This window comes from Micromonospora sp. CA-259024 (assembly GCF_050936255.1).
Classification (GTDB): domain Bacteria; phylum Actinomycetota; class Actinomycetes; order Mycobacteriales; family Micromonosporaceae; genus Micromonospora.
On the sequence record NZ_JBNJND010000001.1, the window covers coordinates 4268298 to 4293750 of the forward strand.

At 73.5% G+C, this 25453-nt stretch carries 18 protein-coding genes; 6 read left to right on the forward strand and 12 right to left on the reverse strand.

Translation table 11 applies throughout. From position 1 onward, the window contains the following. The first annotated feature begins 78 nt into the window (after nt 1-78). Nucleotides 79-1098, forward strand: a complete 1020-nt coding sequence (locus tag ACQEUX_RS18885) for a LacI family DNA-binding transcriptional regulator (protein WP_433049241.1) — start codon at nt 79-81, stop codon at nt 1096-1098. A gap of 18 nt (nt 1099-1116) precedes the next feature. Here the strand turns inward: ACQEUX_RS18885 and ACQEUX_RS18890 are convergent, their stop codons facing one another. Then, complete coding sequence (locus ACQEUX_RS18890; RefSeq protein ID WP_433049243.1) at nt 1117-3420, reverse strand: EAL domain-containing protein; 2304 nt, start codon at nt 3418-3420, stop codon at nt 1117-1119. Nucleotides 3421-3637: 217 nt separating this feature from the next. On the opposite strand from ACQEUX_RS18890, the gene ACQEUX_RS18895 reads away from it, so the two are divergent. Next, nucleotides 3638-4030: a PH domain-containing protein gene (locus ACQEUX_RS18895; RefSeq protein ID WP_433049246.1), complete on the forward strand. Its 393-nt coding sequence runs from the start codon at nt 3638-3640 to the stop codon at nt 4028-4030. Here ACQEUX_RS18895 and ACQEUX_RS18900 read toward each other — a convergent pair. Beyond that, nucleotides 4024-4950, reverse strand: coding sequence for a 2-hydroxyacid dehydrogenase (locus ACQEUX_RS18900; protein ID WP_433049249.1), 927 nt, complete (start codon nt 4948-4950; stop codon nt 4024-4026). The two genes, ACQEUX_RS18895 and ACQEUX_RS18900, sit on opposite strands and share 7 nt — an antisense overlap. A gap of 163 nt (nt 4951-5113) precedes the next feature. Between ACQEUX_RS18900 and ACQEUX_RS18905 the strand changes: the two genes are divergently transcribed. The 3 genes from ACQEUX_RS18905 (at nt 5114) to ACQEUX_RS18915 (ending at nt 9851) form a co-directional block, all read left to right on the forward strand. Next, on the forward strand, nt 5114-6931 hold the full coding sequence (locus tag ACQEUX_RS18905) for a SpoIIE family protein phosphatase (protein WP_433049252.1): 1818 nt from the start codon (nt 5114-5116) through the stop codon (nt 6929-6931). An 82-nt stretch (nt 6932-7013) separates the two neighbouring features. Further along, a complete protein-coding gene (locus ACQEUX_RS18910; RefSeq protein WP_433049255.1) occupies nt 7014-8186 on the forward strand; it encodes a PQQ-dependent sugar dehydrogenase in 1173 nt (390 codons plus the stop codon). A gap of 60 nt (nt 8187-8246) precedes the next feature. Next, entirely contained in the window at nt 8247-9851 is a 1605-nt protein-coding gene (locus ACQEUX_RS18915; RefSeq protein WP_433049258.1) for a metallophosphoesterase, read from the forward strand. Between the two features lie 37 nt (nt 9852-9888). Here ACQEUX_RS18915 and ACQEUX_RS18920 read toward each other — a convergent pair whose 3' ends face one another. From ACQEUX_RS18920 to ligA, 6 genes are all read right to left on the reverse strand, one after another. Then, on the reverse strand, nt 9889-12246 hold the full coding sequence (locus ACQEUX_RS18920) for a transketolase-like TK C-terminal-containing protein (RefSeq protein WP_433049261.1): 2358 nt from the start codon (nt 12244-12246) through the stop codon (nt 9889-9891). Nucleotides 12247-12368: 122 nt separating this feature from the next. Continuing rightward, nucleotides 12369-13868: an Asp-tRNA(Asn)/Glu-tRNA(Gln) amidotransferase subunit GatB gene (gene gatB, locus ACQEUX_RS18925; RefSeq protein ID WP_433049264.1), complete on the reverse strand. Its 1500-nt coding sequence runs from the start codon at nt 13866-13868 to the stop codon at nt 12369-12371. 13 nt (nt 13869-13881) lie between these two features. After that, entirely contained in the window at nt 13882-15357 is a 1476-nt protein-coding gene (gene gatA, locus ACQEUX_RS18930) for an Asp-tRNA(Asn)/Glu-tRNA(Gln) amidotransferase subunit GatA (RefSeq protein WP_433049267.1), read from the reverse strand. After that, nucleotides 15354-15659, reverse strand: a complete 306-nt coding sequence (gatC, locus tag ACQEUX_RS18935) for an Asp-tRNA(Asn)/Glu-tRNA(Gln) amidotransferase subunit GatC (protein WP_433049270.1) — start codon at nt 15657-15659, stop codon at nt 15354-15356. Before gatC ends, gatA begins: the two co-directional genes overlap by 4 nt. Before the next feature lie 157 nt (nt 15660-15816). Further along, entirely contained in the window at nt 15817-18393 is a 2577-nt protein-coding gene (locus ACQEUX_RS18940) for an EAL domain-containing protein (RefSeq protein WP_433049273.1), read from the reverse strand. Between the two features lie 157 nt (nt 18394-18550). After that, the gene (ligA, locus tag ACQEUX_RS18945) at nt 18551-20686 is read right to left on the reverse strand and encodes an NAD-dependent DNA ligase LigA (protein WP_433049276.1); all 2136 of its coding nucleotides are present in this window, start codon (nt 20684-20686) and stop codon (nt 18551-18553) included. 276 nt (nt 20687-20962) lie between these two features. Between ligA and ACQEUX_RS18950 the strand changes: the two genes are divergently transcribed. After that, on the forward strand, nt 20963-21541 hold the full coding sequence (locus tag ACQEUX_RS18950) for a type II toxin-antitoxin system PemK/MazF family toxin (RefSeq protein ID WP_433049279.1): 579 nt from the start codon (nt 20963-20965) through the stop codon (nt 21539-21541). Between the two features lie 242 nt (nt 21542-21783). Here ACQEUX_RS18950 and ACQEUX_RS18955 read toward each other — a convergent pair whose 3' ends face one another. From ACQEUX_RS18955 to mnmA, 4 genes are read right to left on the reverse strand one after another with little or no spacing between them, the layout of a single operon-like run. Continuing rightward, the gene (locus ACQEUX_RS18955) at nt 21784-22794 is read right to left on the reverse strand and encodes an ADP-ribosylglycohydrolase family protein (protein ID WP_433049282.1); all 1011 of its coding nucleotides are present in this window, start codon (nt 22792-22794) and stop codon (nt 21784-21786) included. 30 nt (nt 22795-22824) lie between these two features. Further along, complete coding sequence (locus tag ACQEUX_RS18960) at nt 22825-23193, reverse strand: VOC family protein (RefSeq protein ID WP_433049285.1); 369 nt, start codon at nt 23191-23193, stop codon at nt 22825-22827. A gap of 36 nt (nt 23194-23229) precedes the next feature. After that, entirely contained in the window at nt 23230-24231 is a 1002-nt protein-coding gene (locus ACQEUX_RS18965) for a methionine synthase (protein WP_433049288.1), read from the reverse strand. A 37-nt stretch (nt 24232-24268) separates the two neighbouring features. Beyond that, complete coding sequence (gene mnmA, locus ACQEUX_RS18970) at nt 24269-25342, reverse strand: tRNA 2-thiouridine(34) synthase MnmA (RefSeq protein WP_433049291.1); 1074 nt, start codon at nt 25340-25342, stop codon at nt 24269-24271. Nucleotides 25343-25453 lie beyond the last annotated feature (111 nt).

Consider the following 25453-nt stretch of genomic DNA (forward strand, 5'->3'; position numbering starts at 1 on the left):
ATAAGCTAGCAACCGTACGGTCCACCCTGGTGACTGTCAACGGCCGGTTGACGCCCCGCAGCGAAGAGGAGCACGCCGGTGAAGCGGCCGACCATCGCCGACGTCGCCCGACGCGCCGGCGTGTCCAAGGGCGCCGTGTCATACGCGCTGAACGGGCAGCCCGGTGTCTCCGAGGCCACCCGGCAGCGCATCGTGGCCATCGCCACGGAGATCGGGTTCAGCCCGAGCAGCGCCGCCCGTGCCCTCTCCGCCGCCACCGCCGGGGCGGTCGGCCTGGCCCTGTGCCGACCGGCCCGGATACTCGGCATCGAGCCGTTCTTCATGGAGCTGATCAGCGGCGTCGAGGCCGAACTCTCCGCCCGCTCGTACGCACTGACCCTCCAGGTGGTGGCCGACCACGACGCCGAGATCGCGGTCTACCGACGCTGGTGGGGCGAACGTCGGGTGGACGGCGTGCTCGTCTGCGACCTGCGCACCGACGACCGCCGCATCCCCGCACTCGAACAGCTCCAACTGCCCGCGGTGGTGATCGGCGGGCCCGGTGACACCGGTGACCTGGCCAGCCTCTGGTCCGATGACGCGGCGGCGCTGACCGAGACGGTGGAATACCTGGTCGCGCTCGGGCACCGCCGGATCGCCCGGGTGGGCGGCCTGCCCGACCTGCGGCACACCGAGATCCGCACCGACGCCTTCGCGGCGGTCTGCCAACGGCTCGGCCTGGTCGAGGCCGTCACCGTCTGGTCGGACTACACGGGCGAGGAGGGCGGCCGGGCCACCCGCCGGTTGCTCAGCTCCACCCACCGGCCCACGGCGGTCATCTACGACAACGACGTGATGGCCATCGCCGGGCTCTCCGTCGCCCAGGAGATGGGGCTCACCGTGCCCGGGGATCTGTCCATCGTGGCCTGGGACGACTCACCGCTCTGCCGCCTGGTGCACCCGCCGCTGACCGCACTGGGCCGGGACATCCCGGCGTACGGCGCGCACGCCGCCCGGCAACTGCTCGACGTCATCGCCGGACAGCCCGCAACCCGGGTGCAGGACGAGACGCCGCACCTCACCCCGCGCGGCAGCACCGCACCACCTCGGGAGAGGTGAACCGGTTCACCAGTGCGTTCAGCGGGACGCCGAGGGAAACTCCTCGAAGTACGCCTCGACCCGCTCGGCCGTGGCCGGACGGGCCAGCGCGAAGCCCTGCCCGTACCGGCAGCCGCCCTGGCGCGCACCCTCGACCTGGGTCGACGACTCCAGTTCCTCGGCGACGATCTCCACGCCCAGCCGCTCGCCGACGTTGACCACCACGTCGATCAGCGGTGGCTGCCCGTCCGGCCGTGCGCCCACCAGCTCGGGGCCTACCTTGAGCAGGTCGATCGGCAGCCGGCGGAGCTGGGCCAGCGAGGCGTGCTCGGCCCGGAAGTCGTCCAACGCGGTGCGGACGCCCAGCGACCGCAGCCCGGCCAGCCGTGCCACCACGGTCGGCAGGTCACCGGCGATCCTCGGCTCGCTCACCTCCACCACCAGCCGCTCCGGCGGCACCCCGTACGCGGCCAGCACAGCCGAGGCCCGCTGCACGAAGTCGGGGGTGGTCAGCTCCCGGGTCGTGACGTTGACCGCCATCCACAGCTCCCGGACGCCCACCGACCAGTCGGACAGCTGCCGGCAGGCCCGGTCCAGGACCCACCACTCCAACTCGCCGACCAGGTCCAGATCCTCGGCGACCGGCAGCAGCTCGGCCGGGAGCACCGTGCCGAGCACCGGACTGCGCCAGCGCAGCAGCGCCTCCGCGCCCACCGGCTGCCCGTCGGCCAGGTCGAGCACCGGCTGGTAGACGAGGTCCAACTCGCCGCGCGCCACCGCACCGGGCAGCTCGCGTTCCAGGTCGAGCCGGCGAACCAGCTGCTCCTCCAGGAACGCGTCGTACCACTCGACCCGGTCCCGGCCCAGTTGCACGGCCCGCCGTCGGGCCAGCTCCGCCTGACGGAGCACGTCCGCCGGCCCGGCGCCGCTCACCTCGGCCAGCCCGATGCTCGCCTGCACGCGCAGCGTCGAGCCGGCCAGCCGGTAGGGCGGGGTGAGCGCGGTCAACAGCCGGGTGCCCAGCGCGTACGCCAGCACCGGGCCTGCGGCGGTGACCACCGCGAAGCCGGCAGCCGTGAACCCCGTGACCAGGTCGCCGGGGGCGATGACCGCGCGCACCCGATGGACCGCCTCGGCCAGCACGTCCTCCCGGGCAGTCGGGCCGAGCCCGTCGGTGCCGTGCAGGTCCACCAGCAGCAGCGCGCCGGCCGGGGCCGGCACGTCGCCGATCGCGGCGAGGGCGTCCAGCAGGGCAGCCCGGTCGCCCGGACCACCGCCCCCCGCCGGAACCGGCCGCCGGTTGAGCGCCGACCAGGCGGCATGGTCGTCGGGCGACCAGGTGGAGCCGGCGCCGTGCGCCGCACGGCGGTGCCGGACCACCGAACCGGCCCGTCGGCGGTGTGCGGCACGCCGTTCGGGGATGGGCGCGTCACCCGTGCGCAGCAGCTCGCGCAACACGAAGGGCGGCACCGCCGCCAGGGCCATCAACACGCTCGTCCGGTCCGGTGCGTTGCCGGCGCCCAGGTGCAGGCCTACCGCCAGCAGCAGCACCGCGGCCGGGAGCACCGACCGGGGCCAGGCCGCGGCGACCGCTTCCGCCGGCTCGGCGTCGCCCGCGTCCGCTGCGGCGACCGCACCGACCGCGACGAGCAGCATCCCGAACACCAGTGGGGGTACGGCCAGCAGGGCCACCGGCCCGGCCGGCGCGGACGGCAGCGTGACCAGCAGCACCAGCCCGCCCAGGGTGAGCAGGACGCCGCCCCGACAGACCGCGGCACCCGAGCCTCGCCGTGGCCCGGTGAACGCGTTGAGCGCGGCCATGCCCAGGCCGCCGAGCGCCAGCGCGGCGATCAGCCGGGCCGGCACCGGCAGCCCGTCGCGGGGCAGCAGCAGCCAGCCAGCGAGGGCCAGCCCGAGGGCCGGGCCGGTCGACTCGATCAGCCAGCGCAGCCGGACCCCGGCCGACAGCCGAGGCCGACCGGGGAGCCGGCACAGCCCGGCCACGGACAGGGCCGCCACGACCAGCGACCCGACCAGGGCAGCGCGGTATCCGATGTCGGCCAGGGGCAGCACGACGGCGGTGAGACCGGCCGCCACCACCGCCGCGTCCAACAGCACACCCGCCGCACGCGGTGACGGATCGCTGGAGCGCCGGGTGGCCAGCCGGGAGAGCCGCACCCCGGCGAGTGTGGTGCCGGCGCCGGCGGCCAGCGCGATCACCACCGGGGTCGGGACCAGGCCGGCGGCGCCGGCGAGGAGGAGCAGCGCCACCGCCGTGGACGTGGCGGCCTCCGGCGCCGCGCAACGGGGGACGAGGACGCGGAACGGGTACGCGAGGAGCACGGCGGTCGCCTTCGTGAGGGGGCACTGGGGCGGTACGACGGTGCGGGACATCGGACGGTGCGGGTCCGCTGCCCAACAACGGGAAACGATCGGCGGCCGAATCGGTTACGTGTCGGTCACCCAGAGGAGACAACGACCCGTGTCACTGTACGGCGTACCGACCCTGCTGACACCGCCCGCCGCGAGCCGGAGCGGCCGGGGGTGGGATCATCGGAGGGTGAGTAAGCCCGACACGGTCCGCTTTCGGTACAACCAAGCCATCCTGGTCGCCGCGGTCATCGCCTTCATCGGTGCCCTGCCGCTGGCCAACGCCCGGGCCTACCTGCTGCCGGTGCTGCTCGTTCCGCTCGCCGTCGCCCTGTGGGCGTGGCGGGCCGGCACCGACGCCGACGCGCGAGGGCTACGCCTGCGGGCGCTGGCGGGGCAACGCCGGATCGACTGGGACCAGGTCATCGAGCTGACCACCGACCAGCGCGCACGGGCGGTAGCCCGGCTCGACGACGGCCAGCAGGTCGTCCTGCCGGCCGTCCGCGGGGCGGACCTGCCCCGGCTGATCTCGGCCACCGGCCAGACGCTGCCCCAGGGCGCGGCCGAGGCGCCGGGTCAGTAGCCGTCGACCACCGCGTTGATCAGCGGCTGCCCGGCGACGAACCGGCGAACCTGATCACCGACCAGTCGGTAGGCCCGCGGCAACAGGCCACGCACCGACCCGGCCACGTGCGGGGTCAGCAGCACGTTCGGCATCGCCCACAGCGGGGAGTCGGCGGGCAGCGGCTCGGGGTCGGTGACGTCCAGGGCGGCCAGGATCCGACCGGTGCCCAGCTCGGCGACGAGCGCCTCGGTGTGGGCCACCGGCCCCCGGGCGGCGTTGACCAGCAGCGCCCCGTCCGGCATCGCGGCCAGGAACTCCTTGTCGATCAGGCCACGGGTCTGGTCGGTGAGCGGCACCAGCACCACCACCACGTCGGCCTCGGGCAGCAGCCGGGGCAACTCCTCGACGCCGTGCACCCCCTGCTCCGGGCGGGCGGTCCTCGCGACCAGGGTGAAGCTCACCCCGAAGGGGGCGAGCCGGTCGCGCACCGCGGTGCCGATCGAACCGGCCCCGATGATGAGCACCCGCTTGCCGGTCAGCTCGTCGGTCGGGGTGTTCCCCTCGTACACCCAGCGCCGCTCGGCCTGCGCCCGGACGAACGCCGGGAACGCCCGCAACTGGGCGAGGATCGCGGTGACGACCCACTCGGCGGTGGACGGGTCGTGCACACCCCGGGCGTCGCAGAGCGTGACACCCGGCGGCGTCCGGCCAGCCCAGGCGTCCGCCCCGGCGGAGAGCAGCTGCACCACCGCAAGGTCGGGCAGCTCGCGCAGCAACGCCGTCGCGTCCGTGCCGCCCAGGAACGGTGGCACCCAGACGCGTACGCCGGCCACCTCGGAGGGCAGCCGGTCGGCGTGCTCGAGGACCTCCACCGTCACGTCCGGGGGCAGCTCGCCCATGAGGTTCAGGCCAGCCTGGTGCGGGATCCATACCTTCACGTCCGCCGACGATAGTCCCCGACGGGGCGGCCGGCGCGGGCACCGCCGCCAACCGGCGTCCGCCGGGCGAGACTCGGCACACCGAGGTTCGCCCCCGGCCCGGACGAGGTATAACGAAGGGTCGGAGGGCCGGCCGGCCTCCACCCCGGCAGACAGGTGCTCGATGACCGACGGCTCCCCCGCCACCCCCCGGCGTCCGATCGCCCCACCTCTGGCGCTCGGCGACCCGGCGCGGCTGCGCGCGCTCGCCGACACCGGGCTGGACGCCGCCCCGGACGAGGCGTTCGACCGGTTCGCCCGGCTGGTCAGCGACCTGCTGGACGCTCCGGTCGCGTTGGTCTCCCTGGTCTCCGCGGATCGGCAGTTCTTTCCGGGCGCGGTCGGGTTGCCGGAGCCCTGGTCGGTGCGCCGGCAGACCCCGCTGAGCCACTCGTTCTGCCAGCACGTGGTGGACATCGAGGTACCGATGGTGCTGCCGGACGCCCGGCTCTACCCCCGCGTCCGGGACAACCTGGCCATCGACGACCTCGGCGTGGTCGCGTACGCCGGGATGCCGCTGACCGACCTCTCCGGCCGGGTGCTCGGCTCGCTCTGCGCCATCGACAGCAAGCCGCGCGCCTGGACCGCCGCGCAACTACGGACGCTGGCCGACCTGGCGGCCGCCTGCTCGTCGGAGCTGCGACTGCGGATCGCGCTCGACGGCGCTCAGGAGGCACGGCGGCGGGTCGTGCAGGCGCACGAGCGGCTGGAGCTGCTGGCCGGGGTGAGCGAGACACTGGCCGGGACGCTGGACGTGGGCACCGCGCTGCGCCGGCTCGCCGCGACGATGGTGCCGCTGCTCGCCGACTGGTGCCTGCTCACCCTCGTCGGGCCGACCGGCATGCCCCGCGAGGTGGTCGCGGTGCACCGCGACCCGGCCCGGACGGCGGACGTCGACCGCTTCGCCGAGCTGCTGCGCACCGGGCTGAGCCCGGAGTCGATCATCCGGGGGGTGCTGCGTACCGGTCAGCCCCAGCTCGGCAGCCCGGCGTCCCTCGCCGACGTGACACGGGGCACCACCAACCCGGAGATGGCGCCGATCGCCGGCCGGCTGGGCATCGCCTCCTACCTGAGCGTGCCCGTACGGGCCGCCGGCGGCACGGTGCTGGGCGCGATCACCCTCGTCAACGCCACGGGGCGGCAGCAGTTCGACGACCGCGACCTGCTCACCGCGGTCGACATCGGCCGCCGGGCCGGGCAGGCGATCGGCAACAGCTCGATGTACGGCGAGCAGCGGCACGTGGCCGAGGTCCTGCAACACAGCATGCTGCCGCGGCTGCCGGTGGTGGGCGAGTTGGAGCTGGCGGCCCGCTACCAGCCGGCGGCCGACCGGGTGGAGGTGGGCGGCGACTGGTACGACGCCTTCGTCCAACCCGACGGCGACCTGATCGCGGCGATCGGGGACGTCGCCGGGCACGACATCGAGGCGGCGGCGACCATGGGCCAGCTGCGCAACCTGGTGCGCGGCAACGCGTTCGGCCGCCCGGACACGGTCGCCGAGCTGATGACCCACCTGGACGGGGCGATGCGCGGCCTGCGGCTGCCGATCGCGGCCACCGCGACGCTGGTCCGGATCTGTCCCCAGAGCGCCGGCGTCCACGAGGTGACCTGGTGCAACGCCGGGCACCCGCCGGCTCTGCTGGTCCGCGCCGGCGGGGCGGTGGAGATCCTCGAAGCGCCGCCGGAGCCGCTACTCGGCCTGGCCCGCCCGTCGCGACGAACCAGCCACTCGACCAGCCTGGCCACCGGCGACACGCTGCTGCTCTACACCGACGGGCTGATCGAACGGCGGGACCGATCCATCGACGAGGGGTTGACCGAGCTGGTGGGCCGGCTGGCCGGGGCGGACAGGCTGCCCCTCGACGAGCTGTGCGACCTCCTGCTCACCTCGATCCGCCACCGCGAGGACGACACCGCACTGCTGGCCGTACGGGCACGGTGAGCAGTCCACCGGCCGCGATCACCGGCGCCCGTCGGATCCCGACGGGCGCGACCGGGCCGTCCGGCGGGCTACCCTGGGCCGGGTGAGAGCCCGTCCCCCGTACCCTCGCATCCGCCGCCTCCGGGTGGCCCTCGCGGCGTCCTGTGCGGCGTTGCTGTTCACCGCGGGTTGCAGCTTCGGCGAACCGGAGCCCGACCCGGCCGGCGAACCGCCGAACCTGCCAACCCCGTCCGCGTCGGCGAGCCCCGGCGGCGCCGGCCAGCAGGCGGTGGCGACCGTGCTCGCCAAGGGTCTGCGGGTGCCCTGGGCCATCGCCTTCCTGCCGGACGGCGGTGCGTTGGTCACCGAACGGGACAACGGCCGGATCCTCCAGGTCGGCCCCGAGTCCGGGCCGGACGGGCTGCGGGTCCGCCCGGTGCAGACGATCCCCGACGTGGCGGCGGCGGGCGAGGGTGGTCTGCTCGGCATCGCCGTCTCCCCCAGCTACGCGCGGGACCGAACGGTCTTCGTCTACTACACGGCCGAGCAGGACAACCGGGTCGCCCGGCTACAGCTCGGCGGGCAGCCCACCCCGATCCTCACCGGCATCCCCAAGGCCAATGTGCACAACGGTGGCGGGCTGGGCTTCGGCCCGGACGGGCAGCTCTACGTCAGCACGGGTGACGCCGGGCAGCGCCCGAACTCCCAGGACGTGAAGAGCCTCGGCGGCAAGATCCTGCGGATCACCCCGGAGGGCAAGCCCGCCGCGGGCAATCCGTACCCCGGTTCCCCGGTCTGGTCACTGGGCCACCGCAACGTCCAGGGCTTCACCTGGGACGCCGCCAAGCGGATGTACGCCGTCGAGTTCGGCCAGAACACGTGGGACGAGATCAACCAGATCACCAAGGGCGGCAACTACGGTTGGCCGGAGGTCGAGGGGCGAGCCGGCGACAAGCGGTACACCGATCCGATCACGCAGTGGGCGACCTCGGACGCATCCTGTTCCGGTCTGGCCGCCACGGACCGGCTGCTCGTCACCGGCTGCCTGCGCGGCAAACGCTTGTGGGTGATGGAGCTGACCGACACCGGTACGCTGCTGGGTCAGCCCAGTGAGCTGCTCACCAACCGGTACGGGCGGCTGCGCGCGGTGGCCGCGGCACCGGACGGGTCGCTCTGGGTGAGCACCTCCAACCACGACGGGCGGGGCAACCCGGCGGGCGACGACGACCGGCTCCTGCGGGTGGTCTTCGCGGGCGGTGACGGCGGCCGCAGCTGACTTCGTCACCATCCGTTCAGGTTTGCCAAGATCCTCCGACGGGCAGGTCAGAATTTCAGCATGGACGGGCAACGCGACGAGCGACACGACGACGCCGGTGACCGGGACGACCCGGTGACCGGCGACGACCGGCGCCGCCCGACGGGCTGGCGGGTCGCTGCCGCCGGCCCGCTGCGCCGCATCGGGCTGATCGTCGCCGTCCTCGCCGTGGCCCTGGCCGGGGCGGTGCTCGGGGTGCTGGCCGGCGGCCGGGTGGACACCGACATCGGGCCGTTCCGGGCCACCCTCAGCATCTCCCCCGCCCGTGACGGCGGCACCACCGTCGACATACCGCCGCTCGGCGCGCTGCTGCTCGACAGCCACGACGGGCCGACCCACCTCACGGTACGGCTGGGCGCACTCGACCAGGGGCGCACCGAGGCGTTGATCGACGACCCCGCCAGCATCAGCCGAGCCAGCCAGAGCGCCGTGGAGGACGTCCGCTCCGGTGTGATGCGGCTCGGCCTGCGGACCGTTGGCGCGTCGGTGCTGGTCACCCTGATCCTGGCCGGCCTGATCTTCCGGAACGTCCGACGGACCGCCTGGGCGGGCGGGCTGGCGCTGCTGGTCACCGCCGGCAGCCTCGGCACGGCGGCGGCCACCCTGCGTCCCCAGGCCATCGAGGAGCCACGCTACGAGGGTTTGCTGGTCAACGCGCCGGCCATCGTCGGTGACGCCCGGAGGATCGCCAACGACTACACCAAGTACGCGGAGCAGCTGCAGCGCCTGGTGGGCAACGTCAGTCAGCTCTACACCACCGTCTCGGCGCTTCCCCTGTTGGAGCCGACCCCGGGCACCACGCGGGTGCTGCACGTCTCCGACATGCACCTCAACCCGACCGGCTGGCAGCTGATCCGGACGGTCGTGGAGCAGTTCGGCATCGACGTGGTGATCGACACCGGGGACATCACCGACTGGGGCAGCGAGCCGGAGGCGTCCTTCGTCGGCTCGATCGGCCTGCTCAAGAAGCCGTACGTCTTCATCCGGGGCAACCACGACTCGGGTCGGACCGCCGCCGCGGTGGCCCGCCAGCCGAACGCGATCGTGCTGAACAACTCGACGACGACCGTCGCCGGGCTGACCATCGCCGGCATCGGCGACCCGCGCTTCACCCCGGACAAGAACACCTCCCCGGCCGGCAGCGGGCTCACCCAGCAGGTGGCCGACCAGGTGATCGGGGCCGGCAACCAGCTCGCCGCGACGGTTCGTCGTTCACCGCAGCCGGTCAACATCGCTCTTGTGCACGACCCGGCGTCGGCCGGGCCGCTCGCCGGCACCTGCCCGCTGGTGCTGGCCGGGCACACCCACTCCCGGCAGGTCTCCAAGCTGCCGCAGGCGCCCGGGCAGCAGCCGACCACGCTGATGGTGGAGGGCTCCACCGGCGGCGCCGGGCTGCGCGGTCTGGAGGGAGAGAAGCCGACCCCACTGTCGATGAGCGTGCTCTACTTCGACCAGCAGAAGATGCTCCAGGCGTACGACACCATCACCGTGGGCGGCACCGGGCAGGCCCAGGTCAACCTGGAACGTCGCCTGGTGGAAAACCCGACCGGCGGCGTCCCCGCCACACCCACGCCCACGCCGACCAGCGGCGTCCCCGCCACACCCACGCCCACGCCGACCGGCTGAGCCGACGCCCGCCAGCGAACCGGCGGGCGCGGACGGGTCAGCGGAGGGCGATGGCGGCCAGGGCGGCGTTGACGATGCTGCCGGGCAGCAGGTCGTGCAACTCGTACAGCTCGGCGACACTGCCGGACTGGCCGAACTCGTCCACCCCGAGCGGCACCGCCGGAGCGCCGAGCGCCGACCCCAGCCAGGCCATCGCGTGCGACGCGGCGTCATGCACGGTCACCACCGGCACCCGGTCGGCGAACGCGGACCGCAGCGCGCCCGGCACGCTGGGCACGGTGGCCGTCCGCACACCCTGGCGCAGGGTTCGCTGCCAGGCGCGGTAGAGCCGGTCCAGCGAGGTCACGTCCACCACGTGCGCGGCGATGCCCTCCTCAGCCAACTCCGCGGCGGCGGCCAGCACCTCGGGCAGCACCGCGCCGGAGGCCGCCAGCTGCACCACCGGGGCGTCGGCCAGGTGCGGGTACGCCTGGTGCGCGTCGACCAGCCGGTACGCCCCGGCCACCACCTGCCGGCGCAGCACCGCGTCGCCGAGCCGGGCACGGGCCGCCTCGAACGGCGCCTGGTCCAGCGGTCGGGTGCTCAACCGGAAGTAGTACGCCCCGTCCTCGGCGGGCGCGGCGGTCGCGGCCGGAGCCGACCCACCGGCGATCTGCCCGAGCGCGTCGCAGAGCAGCCAGTCCAGGCTGCCGGCGTACGCCGGTTCGACGAAGGTTACGCCGGGCAGCTCCAGGCCGACCGAGGCGGTGATGGTGGACTGGTGGGCGCCACCCTCCGGGGCCAGGGTGATGCCCGACGGGGTGCCGGCGACGACGAACCGGGAGCCGGAGTAGGTGCCGTACAGGAACGCGTCCAGGCCGCGCAGCACGAACGGGTCGTAGACCGTGCCCACCGGCAGCAGCGGCTGCCCGGACAGGTCCCACGAAAGGCCGAGCTGGCCCAACAGCAGGAACAGGTTCATCTCCGAGATGCCCAGCTCGATGTGCTGCCCAGCGGGGCTCTCGGTCCAGCGCAGCATCCGGTCCTCGGTCCAGGAACGCTGCTCGGTCGGTGCGAACACCCCGGTCTTGTTGATGAACCCGGCGAGGTTGGTGGAGGTGGCCACGTCCGGGGCGGTGGTCACCAGGTAGCGGCCCACCTCCCGGTCCCGAGCCAGGTCCACCAGCACGCGACCGAAGACCTCCTGGGTGGAGATCGGCTTGTTCGCGCGTACTCCGGTGCTCGCCGGAACGGTGACCCCCAGCGCGCGCTCGCGCGGCGCGCGGGACAGCGCCTCGCGGCGGGCGCCGGCCCGGATGCCGGCCGGTGACGCCGGGTCGAGGCGGTCCCACTCGGTCTCGCGGGTCAACCCCTGCGCGGCACGCAACGTGTCGACCTGCTCCGAGCTGAGCAGCGCGGAATGGTTACGCGGGTTGCCGGCGATGGGCAACCCCCAACCCTTCACGGTGTACGCGAAGACGACGCTGGGCCGGTCGGTGACCGCGTCGCACTGGGCGTACGCGTCGAGCATCGCCTGGAGGTCGTGCCCGCCGAGGTCGGTGACGAGCGGGCCCAACTCCTCGTCGGAGACGTCGGCGATCAGCTGGGTGATGCCGGCCGGAGCGCCGTCCAGGAACTGCTTGCGCAGCGCCGGGCCGGTCAGCCCGAACAGCGACTGGTACTGCTCGTTGGGCATCGCGTCGATCCAGTCGCGCAGCGCCTCGCCACCCGGCCGGGCGTACGCCTCGGCGAGTCGGCGACCGTACTTGACCTCCACGACGTGCCAGCCGGCCGCCTCGAACTGACCCCGCCACTGGTTGATCCGGATGCCGGGGACCACGCGGTCCAGCGACTGGCGGTTGAAGTCGACAAGCCACATGACGTTGCCGAGCCCGGTGGTCGCCGGGTCGGCGACCGCCTCCCAGATGTTGCCCTCGTCCAGCTCGGCGTCACCGATCAGTGCCACGAACCGGGAGTGCGGACGGGCGCCGAAGTGCGCGTTCACGTAACGCCGGGTCGCGGCGGCGAACAGCGGCGCCGCCGCTCCCAACCCGACCGAGCCGGTGGAGAAGTCCACCTCGTCCGGGTCCTTCGTGCGCGACGGGTACGACTGGAGGCCGCCCCGGGCCCGCAGCCGGGGCAGGTAGGACCGGTCCAGGTTGCCGAGCAGGTACTGGATGGCGTGGAACACCGGGGAGGCGTGCGGCTTCACGGCGACCCGGTCCTCGGCGTCCAGGTGCGCGAACCAGAGCGCGGTCATCGCCGTGACCAGGGAGGCGCTGGACGCCTGGTGGCCGCCGACCTTCACCCCGTCGCCGGTGGCGCGGTCATGGTTGGCGGCGTCCACGATCCGGGTGGCGAGCCAGAGCACCCGCCGCTGGATCTCGCCGAGGACATCAAGGTCGTGCTGGGTCACGGTGGCTCCATCCAGGCGTCGCCGTTGACGCCCTCGCGAGGGGTGCGGGGTGGCCGCGTAGTCGACAGGGGGTTGCGGAAGGCCGCCGCCGGGTCGCGGCGGCGGCCTGCTCCGGGTGGGTCTCAGCCCTGGACGCCGAGGCGCTCCAGGATCAGCTCCCGCAGGGTCTTCGCGTCGGCCTGACCCCGGGTGGTCTTCATGACCGCGCCGACCAGGGCGCCGACCGCCGCGACCTTGCCACTGCGGATCTTGTCGGCGATGCCGGGGTTCGCGGCGATCGCCTCGTCCACCGCGGCGGTGAGCGCGCCGGTGTCCGACACGACCTCCAGGCCCCGGTTGGTCATGATCTCGGTGGGCGAGCCCTCACCGTCGACCACGCCCTCCAACACCGTGCGGGCCATCTTGTCGTTGAGCTTGCCGGCGTCGACCAGCCCCTGCAGCTCGGCGACCTGGGCGGGGGTGGCACCGATCTCGGCCAGCTCCACGCCGCTCTCGTTGGCCCGGCGGGACAGCTCACCCAGCCACCACTTGCGGGCCGCGGCCGGGGTGGTGCCGGCGGCCACGGTGGCCTCGATCAGCTCGACCGCGCCAGCGTTCAGCACCGACTGCATGTCCAGGTCGGAGAGGCCCCACTGCTGCTGGAGCCGACGCCGGTGCACCCGGGGCAGCTCCGGCAGGGCGGCCTTCAGCTCGGCGACCCAGGCCGGGTCCGGGGCGATCGGCACCAGATCCGGCTCCGGGAAGTACCGGTAGTCGGTGGCGGTCTCCTTGGAGCGCCCGGGGGTGGTGTCGCCGGTGTCCTCGTGGAAGTGCCGGGTCTCCTGGGTGATCCGGCCGCCCGCGTCCAGCACCGAGGCCTGCCGCAGCATCTCCGAGCGGACCGCCCGCTCCACCGAACGCAGCGAGTTGACGTTCTTCGTCTCGGTGCGGGTGCCCCACTCCTGCCCCGGCAGGTTGAGCGAGGTGTTCACGTCGCAGCGCAGCGAACCCTCCTCCATCCGCACGTCGGAGACGCCGAGGGTGCGGATCACGTCCCGCAGCTCGGTGACGTACGCCCGGGCCACGTCCGGAGCGAGCGCGCCGGTGCCCGGGATGGGCTTGGTGACGATCTCGACCAGGGGGATGCCGGCCCGGTTGTAGTCGACCAGCGACTCGGTCGCGCCCTGGATTCGACCGGTGGCACCGCCGACGTGCAGCGTCTTGCCGGTGTCCTCCTCCAGGTGCACCCGCTCGATCTCGATCCGCACCGTCTCGCCGTTGACCTCGACGTCCAGGTAACCGTCGACGCAGATCGGCTCGTCGTACTGGCTGATCTGGAAGTTCTTCGGCATGTCCGGGTAGAAGTAGTTCTTCCGGGCGAACCGGCACCACTCCGCGATGGAGCAGTTCAGCGCCAGGCCGATCCGGATGATCGCTTCGATGGCCGCCTTGTTGGCCACCGGCAGCGAACCGGGCAGCCCCAGGCAGACCGGGCAGACCCGGGTGTTCGGCTCGCCACCGAAGTCGGTCGGGCAGCCGCAGAACATCTTGGTGTTCGTGCCCAGCTCGACGTGGGTCTCCAGGCCGATCACCGGTTCGTAGCGCGCGACGACCTCGTCGTACGCGGGCAGTGTGGTCGTCATCTGGGCTCCTGCCTCACAGTGCCGGTGGGGTGAACGTGCCGACCGCGGACTCCAGCGCGGCGGCGACCCGGTACATCCGGTCGTCGGCCATCGTCGGGGCCATCACCTGCAGGCCGACGGGCAGCCCCTCGGAGAGGCCGCAGGGCACCGAGATGCCCGGCCCGCCGTACAGGTTGGTCGGAATCGTGTACAGGTCGGCCAGGTACATCTGGTACGGGTCGGCCGTCCGCGCGCCCATCGGGAACGCTACCGACGGGGTGGTCGGCGAGATCAGCGCGTCGACCCGCTCGAACGCGGCGGTGAAGTCCCGCGTGATCAGCGTACGGACCTTCTGCGCCTGCCCGTAGTACGCGTCGTAGTAACCCGACGACAGCGCGTACGTGCCGATCATGATCCGGCGCTTGACCTCGGGGCCGAAACCGGCCTCCCGGGTCAACGACATGACCTCCTCCAGCGACCGGTTGCCGTCGTCGCCGACCCGCAGGCCGAACCGGACGCCATCGAAGCGGGCCAGGTTGGAGGAGCACTCACTCGGGGCGATCAGGTAGTACGCCGGCAGCGCGTACGCGAACGTCGGGCAGGACACCTCGACGATCTCCGCACCCAGCTTCGTGAGGGCGTCCACCGACTCGCGGAACGCGGCCATCACACCCGGCTCGGCACCCTCGCCGACGAACTCGCTCACGATGCCGAGCCGGACACCGGTCAGGTCACCGGTCGCGCCGAGCTTCGCCGCCGCCACCACGTCCGGCATCGGCTGCGGGATCGAGGTGGAGTCACGCGGATCGTGCCCGCCGATCACCTGGTGCAGCAGGGCCGCGTCGAGCACCGTACGGGCGCACGGGCCGGGCGTGTCCAGCGACGAGGAGAAGGCGACCAGCCCGTAGCGGGAGGTGCCGCCGTAGGTGGGCTTCGCGCCCACGGTGCCGGTGACCGCGCCGGGCTGGCGGATCGAGCCGCCGGTGTCCGAGCCGATCGCCAACGGCGCCTCGTACGCGGCCAGCGCGGCCGCGCTGCCACCACCCGAGCCACCCGGGATCCGGCTCAGGTCCCACGGGTTGTGCGTCGGGCCGTACGCCGAGTATTCGGTGGAGGAGCCCATCGCGAACTCGTCCATGTTGGTCTTGCCGAGCATCACCGTGCCGGCTTCGCGCAGCCGCTGCACGATCGTCGCGTCGTACGGCGGGCGCCAGCCCTCCAGGATCTTCGACCCCACGGTCGTCGGCACGCCCCGCGTGGCGAGCACGTCCTTGACCGCGACCGGCACACCGGCCAGCGGGCCCAGCTCCTCGCCGGCGGCCCGGCGCTCGTCCACCGCGCGGGCCGCGGCGAGCGCGCCGTCGGTGTCCACGTGCAGGAAGGCGTGCACCCGGTCGTCGACCGCGGCGATCCGGTCCAGGTGCGCCCGGGTCACCTCGACGGCGGAGGTCTCGCCGCCGGCGACCAGGGCGGCGATCTCCGTCGCGGTCATTCTGGTCAGGTCACTCACGAGGCCACATCCTCACTCAGGATCCGCGGTACGCGGAAACGCTGGTCCTCGGCGTCGGGCGCGCCCGACAGCGCCTCCTGCGGGGTCAGGCACGGCGTGACCACGTCCTCGCGGAAGATGTTGGTCAGCGGCACCGAGTGCGAGGTCGGCGGGATGTCCTCGGCGGCGACCTCGCCGACCTGGGCGACCGCCTGGAGGATCACGTCGAGCTGGCCGGCGAACGTGTCCAGCTCCTCCTCGGTGACGGCGAGCCGCGACAGGCGCGCCAGGTGCGCGACCTCCTCGCGGGAGATGGCGGCCATCCGTGCCCCCTTCTGATGTCCTGCTGGTCGGGCGGTGTGCCGGCCGCGCGACGGGTGGAGCGTGACGCGCGGTGACCGGAGCGAGTCTATTGTTCCGCTCCGGTGCCGCGTTCCCGACTCCCCCTCCGCCGGCCCTCCTGTCGTGTCGGCGGGCGGGTCAGCGGGTGGTGCGGCGACCGGCGTCCGGCTCCGGGTGGCCGCCGGTCGGGCGGACCGGCCGGTACCGGGCCAGCCAGGTGACCAACTCCTCGGCCGGCATGGGACGGGCGTAGAACCAGCCCTGCGCGGCGTCGCAGCCGGCGGCGTGCAGCATCCGCCAGGTCCGCTCGTCCTCCACGCCCTCGGCGACCACCCGCAGCCCCAACGCGCCGGCCAGCTCGATCATCGACCGGACGATCGCCGCGTCGTCGGCGTCGTCGGCCATGCCGAGCACGAACGACCGGTCCACCTTCACCTCGGAGAGCGGCAACCGGCGCAGGTGCTGCAGGGAGGAGTAGCCGGTGCCGAAGTCGTCCAGCGCGATGGCCACCCCGATCCGGTGCAGCTGGGAGATGGTGGCCAGCACCCGGCGGGGGTCGGCCATCAGGGCACCTTCGGTGATCTCCACCTGTAGCCGGTCGGCCGGCACCTCGTAACGGGCCAGCCGGTCGGCGATCTGGTCGGCGATCTCGCCGGTGTGCAGGTCGCGCACGCTCACGTTCAGCGCCGCGCGCAGGCCGATGCCGGCCGCCGACCACTTGGCGAGTTGCTCCACCACGTCGTCGACCACCCGACGGGTGAGCAGCCGCATCACCGCGCTCTGCTCGGCGACCCGGATGAGTTCCTCCGGGTCGACCATGCCCCTGCGTGGGTGCCGCCAGCGCAGCAGGGCCTCGACGCCGACCACCTCGCCGGTCGCGATGGCGATCTGCGGCTGGTAGTACATGGTGATTTCCCCGGCGTCGCCGGCCGCCTCACCGTCGGCGTGCGCCCACCCGGTCGGTTCGAGCGGTTCGGCCGGGCTGCCGGGCCCGACGTCGCGCCGCGGCCCGGGGCCGCCGTCGGCCACCGCGGGCACGGCACTCCCGTTCGACGACCGCCGACCGTTCCCGGCCCCGGCGCGTCGCTCCCGGGCGGGGCCGGGCCGGGTGTCGGTGACCGTGGCCCGGGCGTTGCGGCCCCGGATCGGGTCGGCTCCGGTGGCGATCCGGTTGATCAGCTCATCGGCGTGCACCGCTTCGGCGTCGATGCGCCGACGGCGTCCCCACCGCCGGCCACCGGCCGGCGGCGCCGTGGCGATCGTCGGCGCCGGGTCCGCATGGGGCGCGGCCTCGCCCGCGTCTGGGGTGGGCAGCGCCGCGCCGTCACCACCACGCACCTCCGCTGTCGCGGCGAGGGGTACGTCGGTCAGGCCCACCGGCTCGACGTCGCGCAGCCCGTCGGTCGACGGGCTGGACTCCAGCACCCAGCGCAGGTCGGCGAGGAGACCGAGTCGCTCGGCCGAGTTGTGGTCGGACTCGGGGGCGTAGACGGCCACCGTGTCGTTGCGATGCTTGGCGTCGTACATCGCCACGTCGGCGTGGCGCATCAGGGTGGCGAAGTCCTCGCCGTGCTCGGGGAAGAGGGCGATCCCGATCGAGCCACCCACATCCAACGGCAACCCGTCCAGCGGCACCGGCTCGGCCAGCGCCTGGACCACCCGGTCGGCCAGCTCACGCGCCTGACCGACGTCGGTCAGCCCGGTCATCACGATGGCGAACTCGTCGCCGCCGAGCCGGGCGATCATCTGTGGTCGGGGCTGCACGTCGGTGAGCCGGGCGCTGACCTCGACCAGCAGCCGGTCGCCCACGGCGTGCCCGAGGGCGTCGTTGACGTTCTTGAAACGGTCCAGGTCGATCAGGAGCAGCGCCAGCTGCCCGTCGGGTTCGCCGCGGGCCGTCCGTTCGGCGTGCAGGTGCACCTGCTCGGCCACCTCGGCGAGCAGGGCCTTGCGGTTCGGTAGCCCGGTCAGCGGGTCGGCGGCGGCGAGGTGCTGCTGTTCGACGGTCAGTCGGGCCATCCGGTAGACCGCGAAGAGTGGCACCAGCACCAGCGGGATCAGCGCCGCGCTGACCCGCGCTGCGGCGACGAGCACCGGGGCGAGCAGCAGCAGTGAACCGGTGGAGAGCAACTCGAAGCCGAGGCCCTGGCGGAGGGTGGGCCACCACCGGTCCCCGAAGCGCAGCCGCACCGCCCAGCTGACCAGCCCGTAGTTGACGACGAACCACGCCACCGTGGCGCCGCCGATGACGGCCACGTCGGTCCAGTGCAGCCGACCGCCGGAGAAGATGGTGCCGGGCCCGAGCTGGATGACCCCGTACGCGGCGGCGAGGGCGCACGCGTACTGGCCGACGTTGAACGCCGTCCGCCACGCCGCGTGCCGCATCCGCCAGCCCGAGACGACCACCCCCACCGCCTGCACCACCACGGCCGGGCCGAGGCCCCAGCCGAGCAGGATCGCGAAGGTGAAGCAGGTGGACGGGAACACCGCCGAGGTCTGCCGGCGACCCGGCGGGACGAACGGGCGGGCGTCGCAGACCACGGCGAGCGCGGCCATCGTCCAGAACGCCACCGGCAGCCGGGACACCTCGCTGGGGAGCGTCGCGAGTGGAACGGCGGCGGTCAGCGCCGCGACCACCAGGATGCCGACGACGAAGGCGGCGAACGGTGCCACCCGTCCCGGGGGGAGCGAGTTGCGCGGGTCGGCGACCTCCACCACACCTCCCGACCGACCGTCGGCGTGCCGGTGCGCACGCCGTGCACCAATGAAACGCCCTCGGCCCCGGGTTTCCCGGTATGACAGTCACGAATCGGTCGTAGTCGTAATTAAGTTGGTATGCGCGGCCAGTCGCCGAATCGAGCCGCCAGCCGGGTCAGCCGCCCAGCTGGGCGACCTCCCGTGCGGCGTCCGGACCCTGGTCGAGCAGCAGCCGGAACCCGTCCTCGTCGAGCACCGGCACCTTGAGGCTGGCCGCCTTGTCGGCCTTGGACCCGGGGTTGTCCCCCACGACCACGAAGCTCGTCTTCTTGGAGACCGACCCGCTGACCTTGCCACCCCGGGTCTCCACGGCCTCGGCTGCCTGGTCCCGGGAGAAACCGGCGAGCGTGCCGGTCACCACCACCGTCAACCCCTGCAACGGGCGCGGCCCCTCGTCGATCACGTCCTCCGCCATCCGTACGCCGGCCTCGGCCCACTTGCGGACGACCTCGCGGTGCCAGTCCACCGCGAACCACTCCCGGAGGCTGGCGGCTATGGTCGGCCCGACCCCGTCGACTGAGGACAGCTCCTCCTCCGTGGCCGCGTCGATGGCGTCCATCGAGCGGAAGTGCCGGGCGAGCGCCCGGGCCGCGGTGGGGCCGACGTGCCGGATGGAGAGTGCCACCAGCACCCGCCACAGCTCGCGCTCCCGGGCGACCGCCAGATTGTCCAGCAACTTGACCGCGTTGCTGCCCAGGGTGCCGTCCTTGTTGACGAAGAACGGGGACCGGGACAGCTGCTCGGCGTCGAGCTGGAAGAGGTCGCCCTCGTCGGTGATGATCTGCGCGTCCAGCAGTGCCCCGGCGCCCTTGTAGCCGAGCACCTCGATGTCGAACGCGCCCCGGCCGGCGAGGTGGAACACCCGCTCCCGCAGCTGCGCCGGGCAGCTGCGGGTGTTGGGGCAGCGGATGTCGACGTCGCTCTCCTTGGCAGGGGCGAGCGGGGTGCCACAGGACGGGCAGGTGGTGGGCATCACGAACGGACGGGCGTCGGCGGGACGCAGGTCGACGACCGGGCCGAGCACCTCGGGGATCACGTCGCCGGCCTTGCGCAGCACCACCGTGTCGCCGATCAGCACGCCCTTGCGCTCCACCTCACGGGCGTTGTGCAGGGTGGCCTGGGCGACCGTCGAGCCCGCCACGTGCACCGGCTCCAGCACGGCGAACGGGGTGACCCGGCCGGTGCGCCCGACACCGACCTCGATGTCGAGCAGCTTGGTGGTGACCTCCTCCGGCGGGTACTTGAAGGCGATCGCCCAGCGCGGGGCGCGACTGGTCGACCCGAGTCGACCCTGGATGGAGACCGGGTCGACCTTGACCACCACGCCGTCGATCTCGTGCTCGACGTCGTGCCGGTGCTCGGCGTAGTAGGCGATGTATTCCGCCACACCGGCCAGATCTGGGACGACCCGCCACCGGTCGCTGGTCGGCAGCCCCCACGCCTTCAGCGCCGCGTACGACTCGGACTGGGCCGTGGGTTGGAATCCCCGGCGGGCGCCGATGCCGTGCACCACCAGGCGCAGTGGTCGGGAGGCGGTGACCCGTGGGTCCTTCTGCCGCAGGCTGCCCGCGGCGGCGTTGCGGGGATTGGCGAAGGGCGCCTTGCCCTGCTCCACCAGACCCGCGTTGAGGTCGGCGAACGCGGCCACCGGGAAGTAGATCTCCCCCCGCACCTCGAGGAACTCGGGCACGTCGGGGAACTCGTCGGACGGCGTGAGCTGGCCGGGCACGTCCCGGATGCTGCGCACGTTGGCCGTGACGTCCTCACCGGTGCGGCCGTCACCCCGGGTGGCCGCCCGGACCAGCCGGCCGCCCTCGTAGGTCAGGTTGATCGCCAGCCCGTCGACCTTCAGCTCGCACAGATAGGGCACCAGACCACCGGCGTCCCGCTCGACCCGTTCGGCCCACGCTGCCAACTCCTCGTCGGCGAAGGCGTTGTCCAGCGAGAGCATCCGCTCGGCGTGGGTGACCGGGGTGAAGTCCGTGGAGAAGGTGCCGCCCACCCGCTGGGTCGGCGAATCGGGCGTGCGCAGCCCCGGAAACTCCTCCTCCAGTGCCTCCAGCTCGCGCAGCTGCCGGTCGAACTCGGCGTCGGCGATGGTCGGCGCGTCCAGCACGTAGTAGCGGTATTGATGCTCGGTCAAGTCACGGCTGAGGGTGGCGTGCCGCTCGCGCGCCTGCGGCGGCGGCTCCACGCCGGCCGCCGCCTCCTGAGCCGGGCTGACCTGCTGACCGATCTGCTCCTCGGACACCCCGCCACCTTCGGACACGCCTGCGACCTCCCTGATCACGCTACTCCGGCACGGTATCGGGCCGGGCTGACAATCCGTCGCCCACCCGCGCTCGCAGCGACGTCGCCTCCGGCGCATTTCGTGATCACGTGATGCTCAGCAGTCGTCGACGGGCCAGTCCAGTTACTCCGCATCAGGTGATCGAGACTGACGGAGTGCTGCCGGGCGCGGTGGACCGTGGCGTGCGAGGATCGCCGGACGAAGCGGCCCGCGTGTCGCACGGAGGCGGAGGTACCGATGCCCGAGGCGCTGCTCTGGGCGGTGGCGATCCTGCTGGCGGTGGCCGCCGGCTGGGCGTGGAACAGTTGGCGACACCGGGTGACCAGCCGACGTGCGGGCACCCGGCCGGGCCGGGGCACCACGGCGCGTACCGGCGGCCGTCGTCCCGCCCCGCCCCGGCCACGCGGCGCCGACCGGCCCGCCACGTCGCGCCCGCACGGCGCCGATCGGCCGACCGCCAAGCCCCGCTCGCGCGACACCGACCGGGCGTCCGGTGCCCCGGCGCCGGGCGAGATCTGGTGGGCCGACGTGCCGTACGCCGACGGCAGCGGGTCGAAGGTGCGGCCCTGTCTGGTGCTGCGCGCCGACTCCCGGGGCGCCGACGTCCTGAAGATCACCAGCCAGGACAAGAGCGACCGGGACGACCACGTGCGGATCCCCACCCGGGACTGGGACCCCGGTGCCGAGCACGACAGCTATCTGAGCCTCACCGAGCCGACCCGGATCAGCTCGGCCGCCTTCGCCGACCGTGCCGGCCACTGCGACCCCGAGCTGTGGCGCAAGGTCCGCAGCCTGCGCCACCTGCCCACCAGCTGACCGTCCGGCCGGCCGACCACCGACCACCGACGGCCGACGGCCGACGGCCGACCACTGCGATGATCGACTCGGGTTACCGGAACCCGGGGTGTCCGCGGCCCAGCAACGCCGCGCCTTCCGGGAAACCGAGTCGATCACGCTGGCTGTCCCGGCCGGCCGACCAGGCAGACCAGGCCGAGGGGCGGGTCAGCTCGGCGGGCCGGCGACGGGCGGGACAGCGACGGCAGGCCAGGGACCGAGGGTCAGTCCCAGGCGGCGCCGAGCGCGGCGAGCTGGTCGGCGTACTCGATGCGGTCGACCCACCCGGACGGCCAGGCGGCCATCCCGACGGCCGCGCCCACGAACGCGCCGGCCAGAGCGGCGATCGAGTCGGAGTCGCCGGCGGTGGTCGCACCCCGGGCCAGCGCCGCGACCGGGTCGTCGGCATGTCGTACGGCGCAGAGCAGCGCGGTGGCCAGCGCCTCCTCGGCCACCCAGCCCTCACCGGTGACCCGGCACGGGTCGCCGCTGTCGCCCGGCTGCCCCAGAGCGTTCGTCAGTCGGCGCAGCACCGCCAGGCACTCGTCCCAGCCCTGCGCGATGAACGCCTCCGGGGTGCGGGCCCCGGCACGCCGCCAGAGGTCGCCAAGCCACTGCTCCCGATATACCAGACGCTGGGCCAACGCCCGCTCGGTGAGAACCGCCGGAAGCTCCGGCAGCGCGGCACCCCCGCGCAGGGCGCGGACTGCGTACGCGGTCAGCTCGCTGGCGGCGAGCCCGGTCGGGTGGCCATGGGTCAACCCGGCCTGCAACTGGGCCAACCCGGCCAGCGTGTCCAGGTCCACGTCGAGCAACCCGACCGGCGTGACCCGCATGTTGGCCCCGCACCCCTTCGACCCGACCACGGTCGCGTCCTGCCAGCGCAGCCCACGGCTCAGCTCGGCGCAGGCGCGCAGGCAGGTCATGCCCGGGGCGCGGTTGTTGTCCGGGCTGATCGCCCAGGCCAGGAAGCGCGCCCGCAGCAGCGGCTCCACCGCCTCCGGGGTGAGCGACGGGGCCTCGTGCAGCGCCCAGCCCACCGCCAGCGCCATCTGGGTGTCGTCGGTGACCAGCGCCGGCTCGCCGGACAGCTCACGCGGACCGGTCGGGCCGTACCGGCGCTCGATCTCGGCGACGGTCAGGAATTCGGTCGGCTTGCCCAGCGCGTCACCGTAGGCGAGGCCGAAGAGCGAGCCGGAGGCACGCAGCACAGAGGTGTGGATCACGGCGGCCATGATGCCCGGCCGCCGCAACCGATGCCAGGCTCAGTCCCAGCAGAGGCAGAACGGGTGACCCGCCGGATCCGCGTAGACCCGGAAACCCTCACCCTCACCGGGCAACCGTCGGGCGCCGAGCGCGAGCGCCGCCTTCTCGGCGGCCTCGATGTCGTCCACCGTCACGTCGAGGTGGAACTGCTGTGGACGCTCCGGATCGGGCCAGGCCGGCGGCCGCAGGTTGAGCGCCCGCTGAAAGGCGAGGCGCGGCTGGTGCCCGGGCGGGCCACCCAGCACCACCCACTCGTCGCCGTCGGACTCACCCCCGGCGAGCGGCACCCCGAGCAGCTCGGCATAGAACGCCGCCAGCGCCCGCGGATCCGGGCAGTCGATCACCACTGAACGCAGCTGTCCAATCATGACCGTCATCCTGCCCACCAGGTACGACAGGAAACCTCAGTCCTCGGCGAACCGCCGGCCGGCGTCCCGACAGGCGGCGAGCACCGCCCGCGCGTACTGCGGGGTGGCACCGGCGAGACCGCAGGCCGGCGTGACCACCACCTGCTGAGCGAGCTGCCGACGGGGAAAGCCGAGGCGGTCCCAGAGCTGGCGTACCCGGTCGGCGATCTGCGCGGAGGTCGGCGCGCCGCTGGCCGGCGGCCGGGTCTGCGCGGCTCCGGCCAGCAGCCCGAGGCCGGCGTCGATGGCCTCGCCCAGCGGGTCCAGCTCGGTGACGAGGTCCAGGTCGAGGGCGACCGCGACCGCGCCGGTGGAGCGGATCAGCTCCAGCGGCACGTCCGGGGCGCAGCAGTGCACCACCGTCGGTACGCCGACCGCCTCGACGACCGTGCGCAGCAGCGCCGCCGCGTCCACCGACTCGACCGCCCGGTACGCGCCCAGCCCACTCTCGGTCGGCACCCGCCCCGCCAGCACGGTCGGCAGCGACGGTTCGTCCAACTGGAGCAGCACCGACGCCCGGGGCAGCCGCCGGGCCACCGCCGCGACGTGCGCACGCAGCCCCTCGGCGAGGGAGCCGGTCAGATCGCGGACCGCGCCGGGGTCGCGCAACAGGCGGCCACCGATCGGCAACTCCAGGGAGGCGGCCAGCGTGAGCGGGCCCCCGGCCTGCACCTTGATCGGCCCGGCGTACTCCTCGGCCTGCTCGGCGAGCTGGTCCAGGTCGCGTTCCATCAGGTCACGGGCCCGGCGCAGGTCACGACCCGGGCGCGGGGCGACCCGCCACCGCCCGGCGTACAGCTCGACGGGCAGCTCGACGAGCAGCCCGGCGGACCGGCCGATCATGTCCGCGCCGGGACCACGTGCCGGCAGCTCGGGCAGGTGGGGCAGCTCGGGCAGCTCACCGAGAACCACCCGCTGTGCCTCGCCGATGTCGGTGCCGGGCAGCGAACCAATTCCGGTTGCCGCGCCGGCCGGCCAGGGCCACGCCTGATCTGTCACGGCCGAAGGCTATCCCGCGAACACCCAGGCCGCGTGGTCAGGCGGTGATGGTCGCGGAACCGAGGACCACGTCGCCGGCCGGGTCCGGCCGGTACGCCACCACGGCCTGGCCGGCGGCGACACCGCGTACCGGCCGGCGCAGCTCGGCGTGCAGCAGGTCGCCGTCGAGGGCGACGGTCGCCGGCACCACGGAGCCGTGCGCGCGCAGCTGCACCTCGCACTCCACCGGGACGTCCGGGCGTGCGCCGCCGGTCCAGACCGGACGAACGGCGCGGACCTCGGACACCTCCAGTGCCTCGGCAGGGCCGACGGTCACCGTGTTGGTCTTCGGCGTGATGGAGAGCACGTAGCGTGGGCGCCCGTCCGGGGCGGGCCGGTCCAGGTGCAGGCCGCGACGCTGCCCCACCGTGTACGCGTACGCCCCGGTGTGGCTACCGACCACCGCGCCGGTGCTCGCGTCCACCACGTCGCCCGGTGCCTCGCCGAGCCGGCCGGCCAGGAAGCCCCGGGTGTCGCCGTCGGCGATGAAGCAGATGTCGTGCGAGTCCGGCTTGTCGGCCACCGCCAGGCCACGCTCGGCGGCCTCCGCGCGGACCTGCGCCTTGGTCGAGTCGCCGAGCGGGAACATCGACCGGTGCAGCTGCTCGCGGGTGAGCACGGCCAACACGTACGACTGGTCCTTCGCCACGTCGACGCTGCGTCGCAGCAGCCCGTCCGGGCCGAGCCGGGCGTGGTGGCCGGTCACCACCGCGTCGAAGCCCAGGGCCACCGCCCGGTCCAGCACCGCCGCGAACTTGATCTTCTCGTTGCAGCGCAGACAGGGGTTCGGCGTACGGCCGGCGGCGTACTCGGCGACGAAGTCGTCCACCACGTCCTCGTGGAACCGGTCGGCCATGTCCCAGACGTAGAACGGGATGCCGATCACGTCGGCGGCCCTCCGGGCGTCCCGGGAATCCTCCAGGGTGCAGCAGCCGCGCGCCCCGGTCCGATAGGTCTGCGGATTTCGGGCCAGCGCCAGGTGCACGCCGGTCACGTCGTGCCCGGCCGCCACCGCCCGCGCCGCCGCCACGGCCGAGTCAACCCCGCCCGACATCGCCGCCAGAACCCTCACCGGCCCACTCCCTTCCCCCACACGCGTTCCCCCCACCACAACCCTATCCACCAACCCCGCAAACCCCCGACCACCCGCCCACCCCACCCCCGCACCCCGTCGGGTCAACCC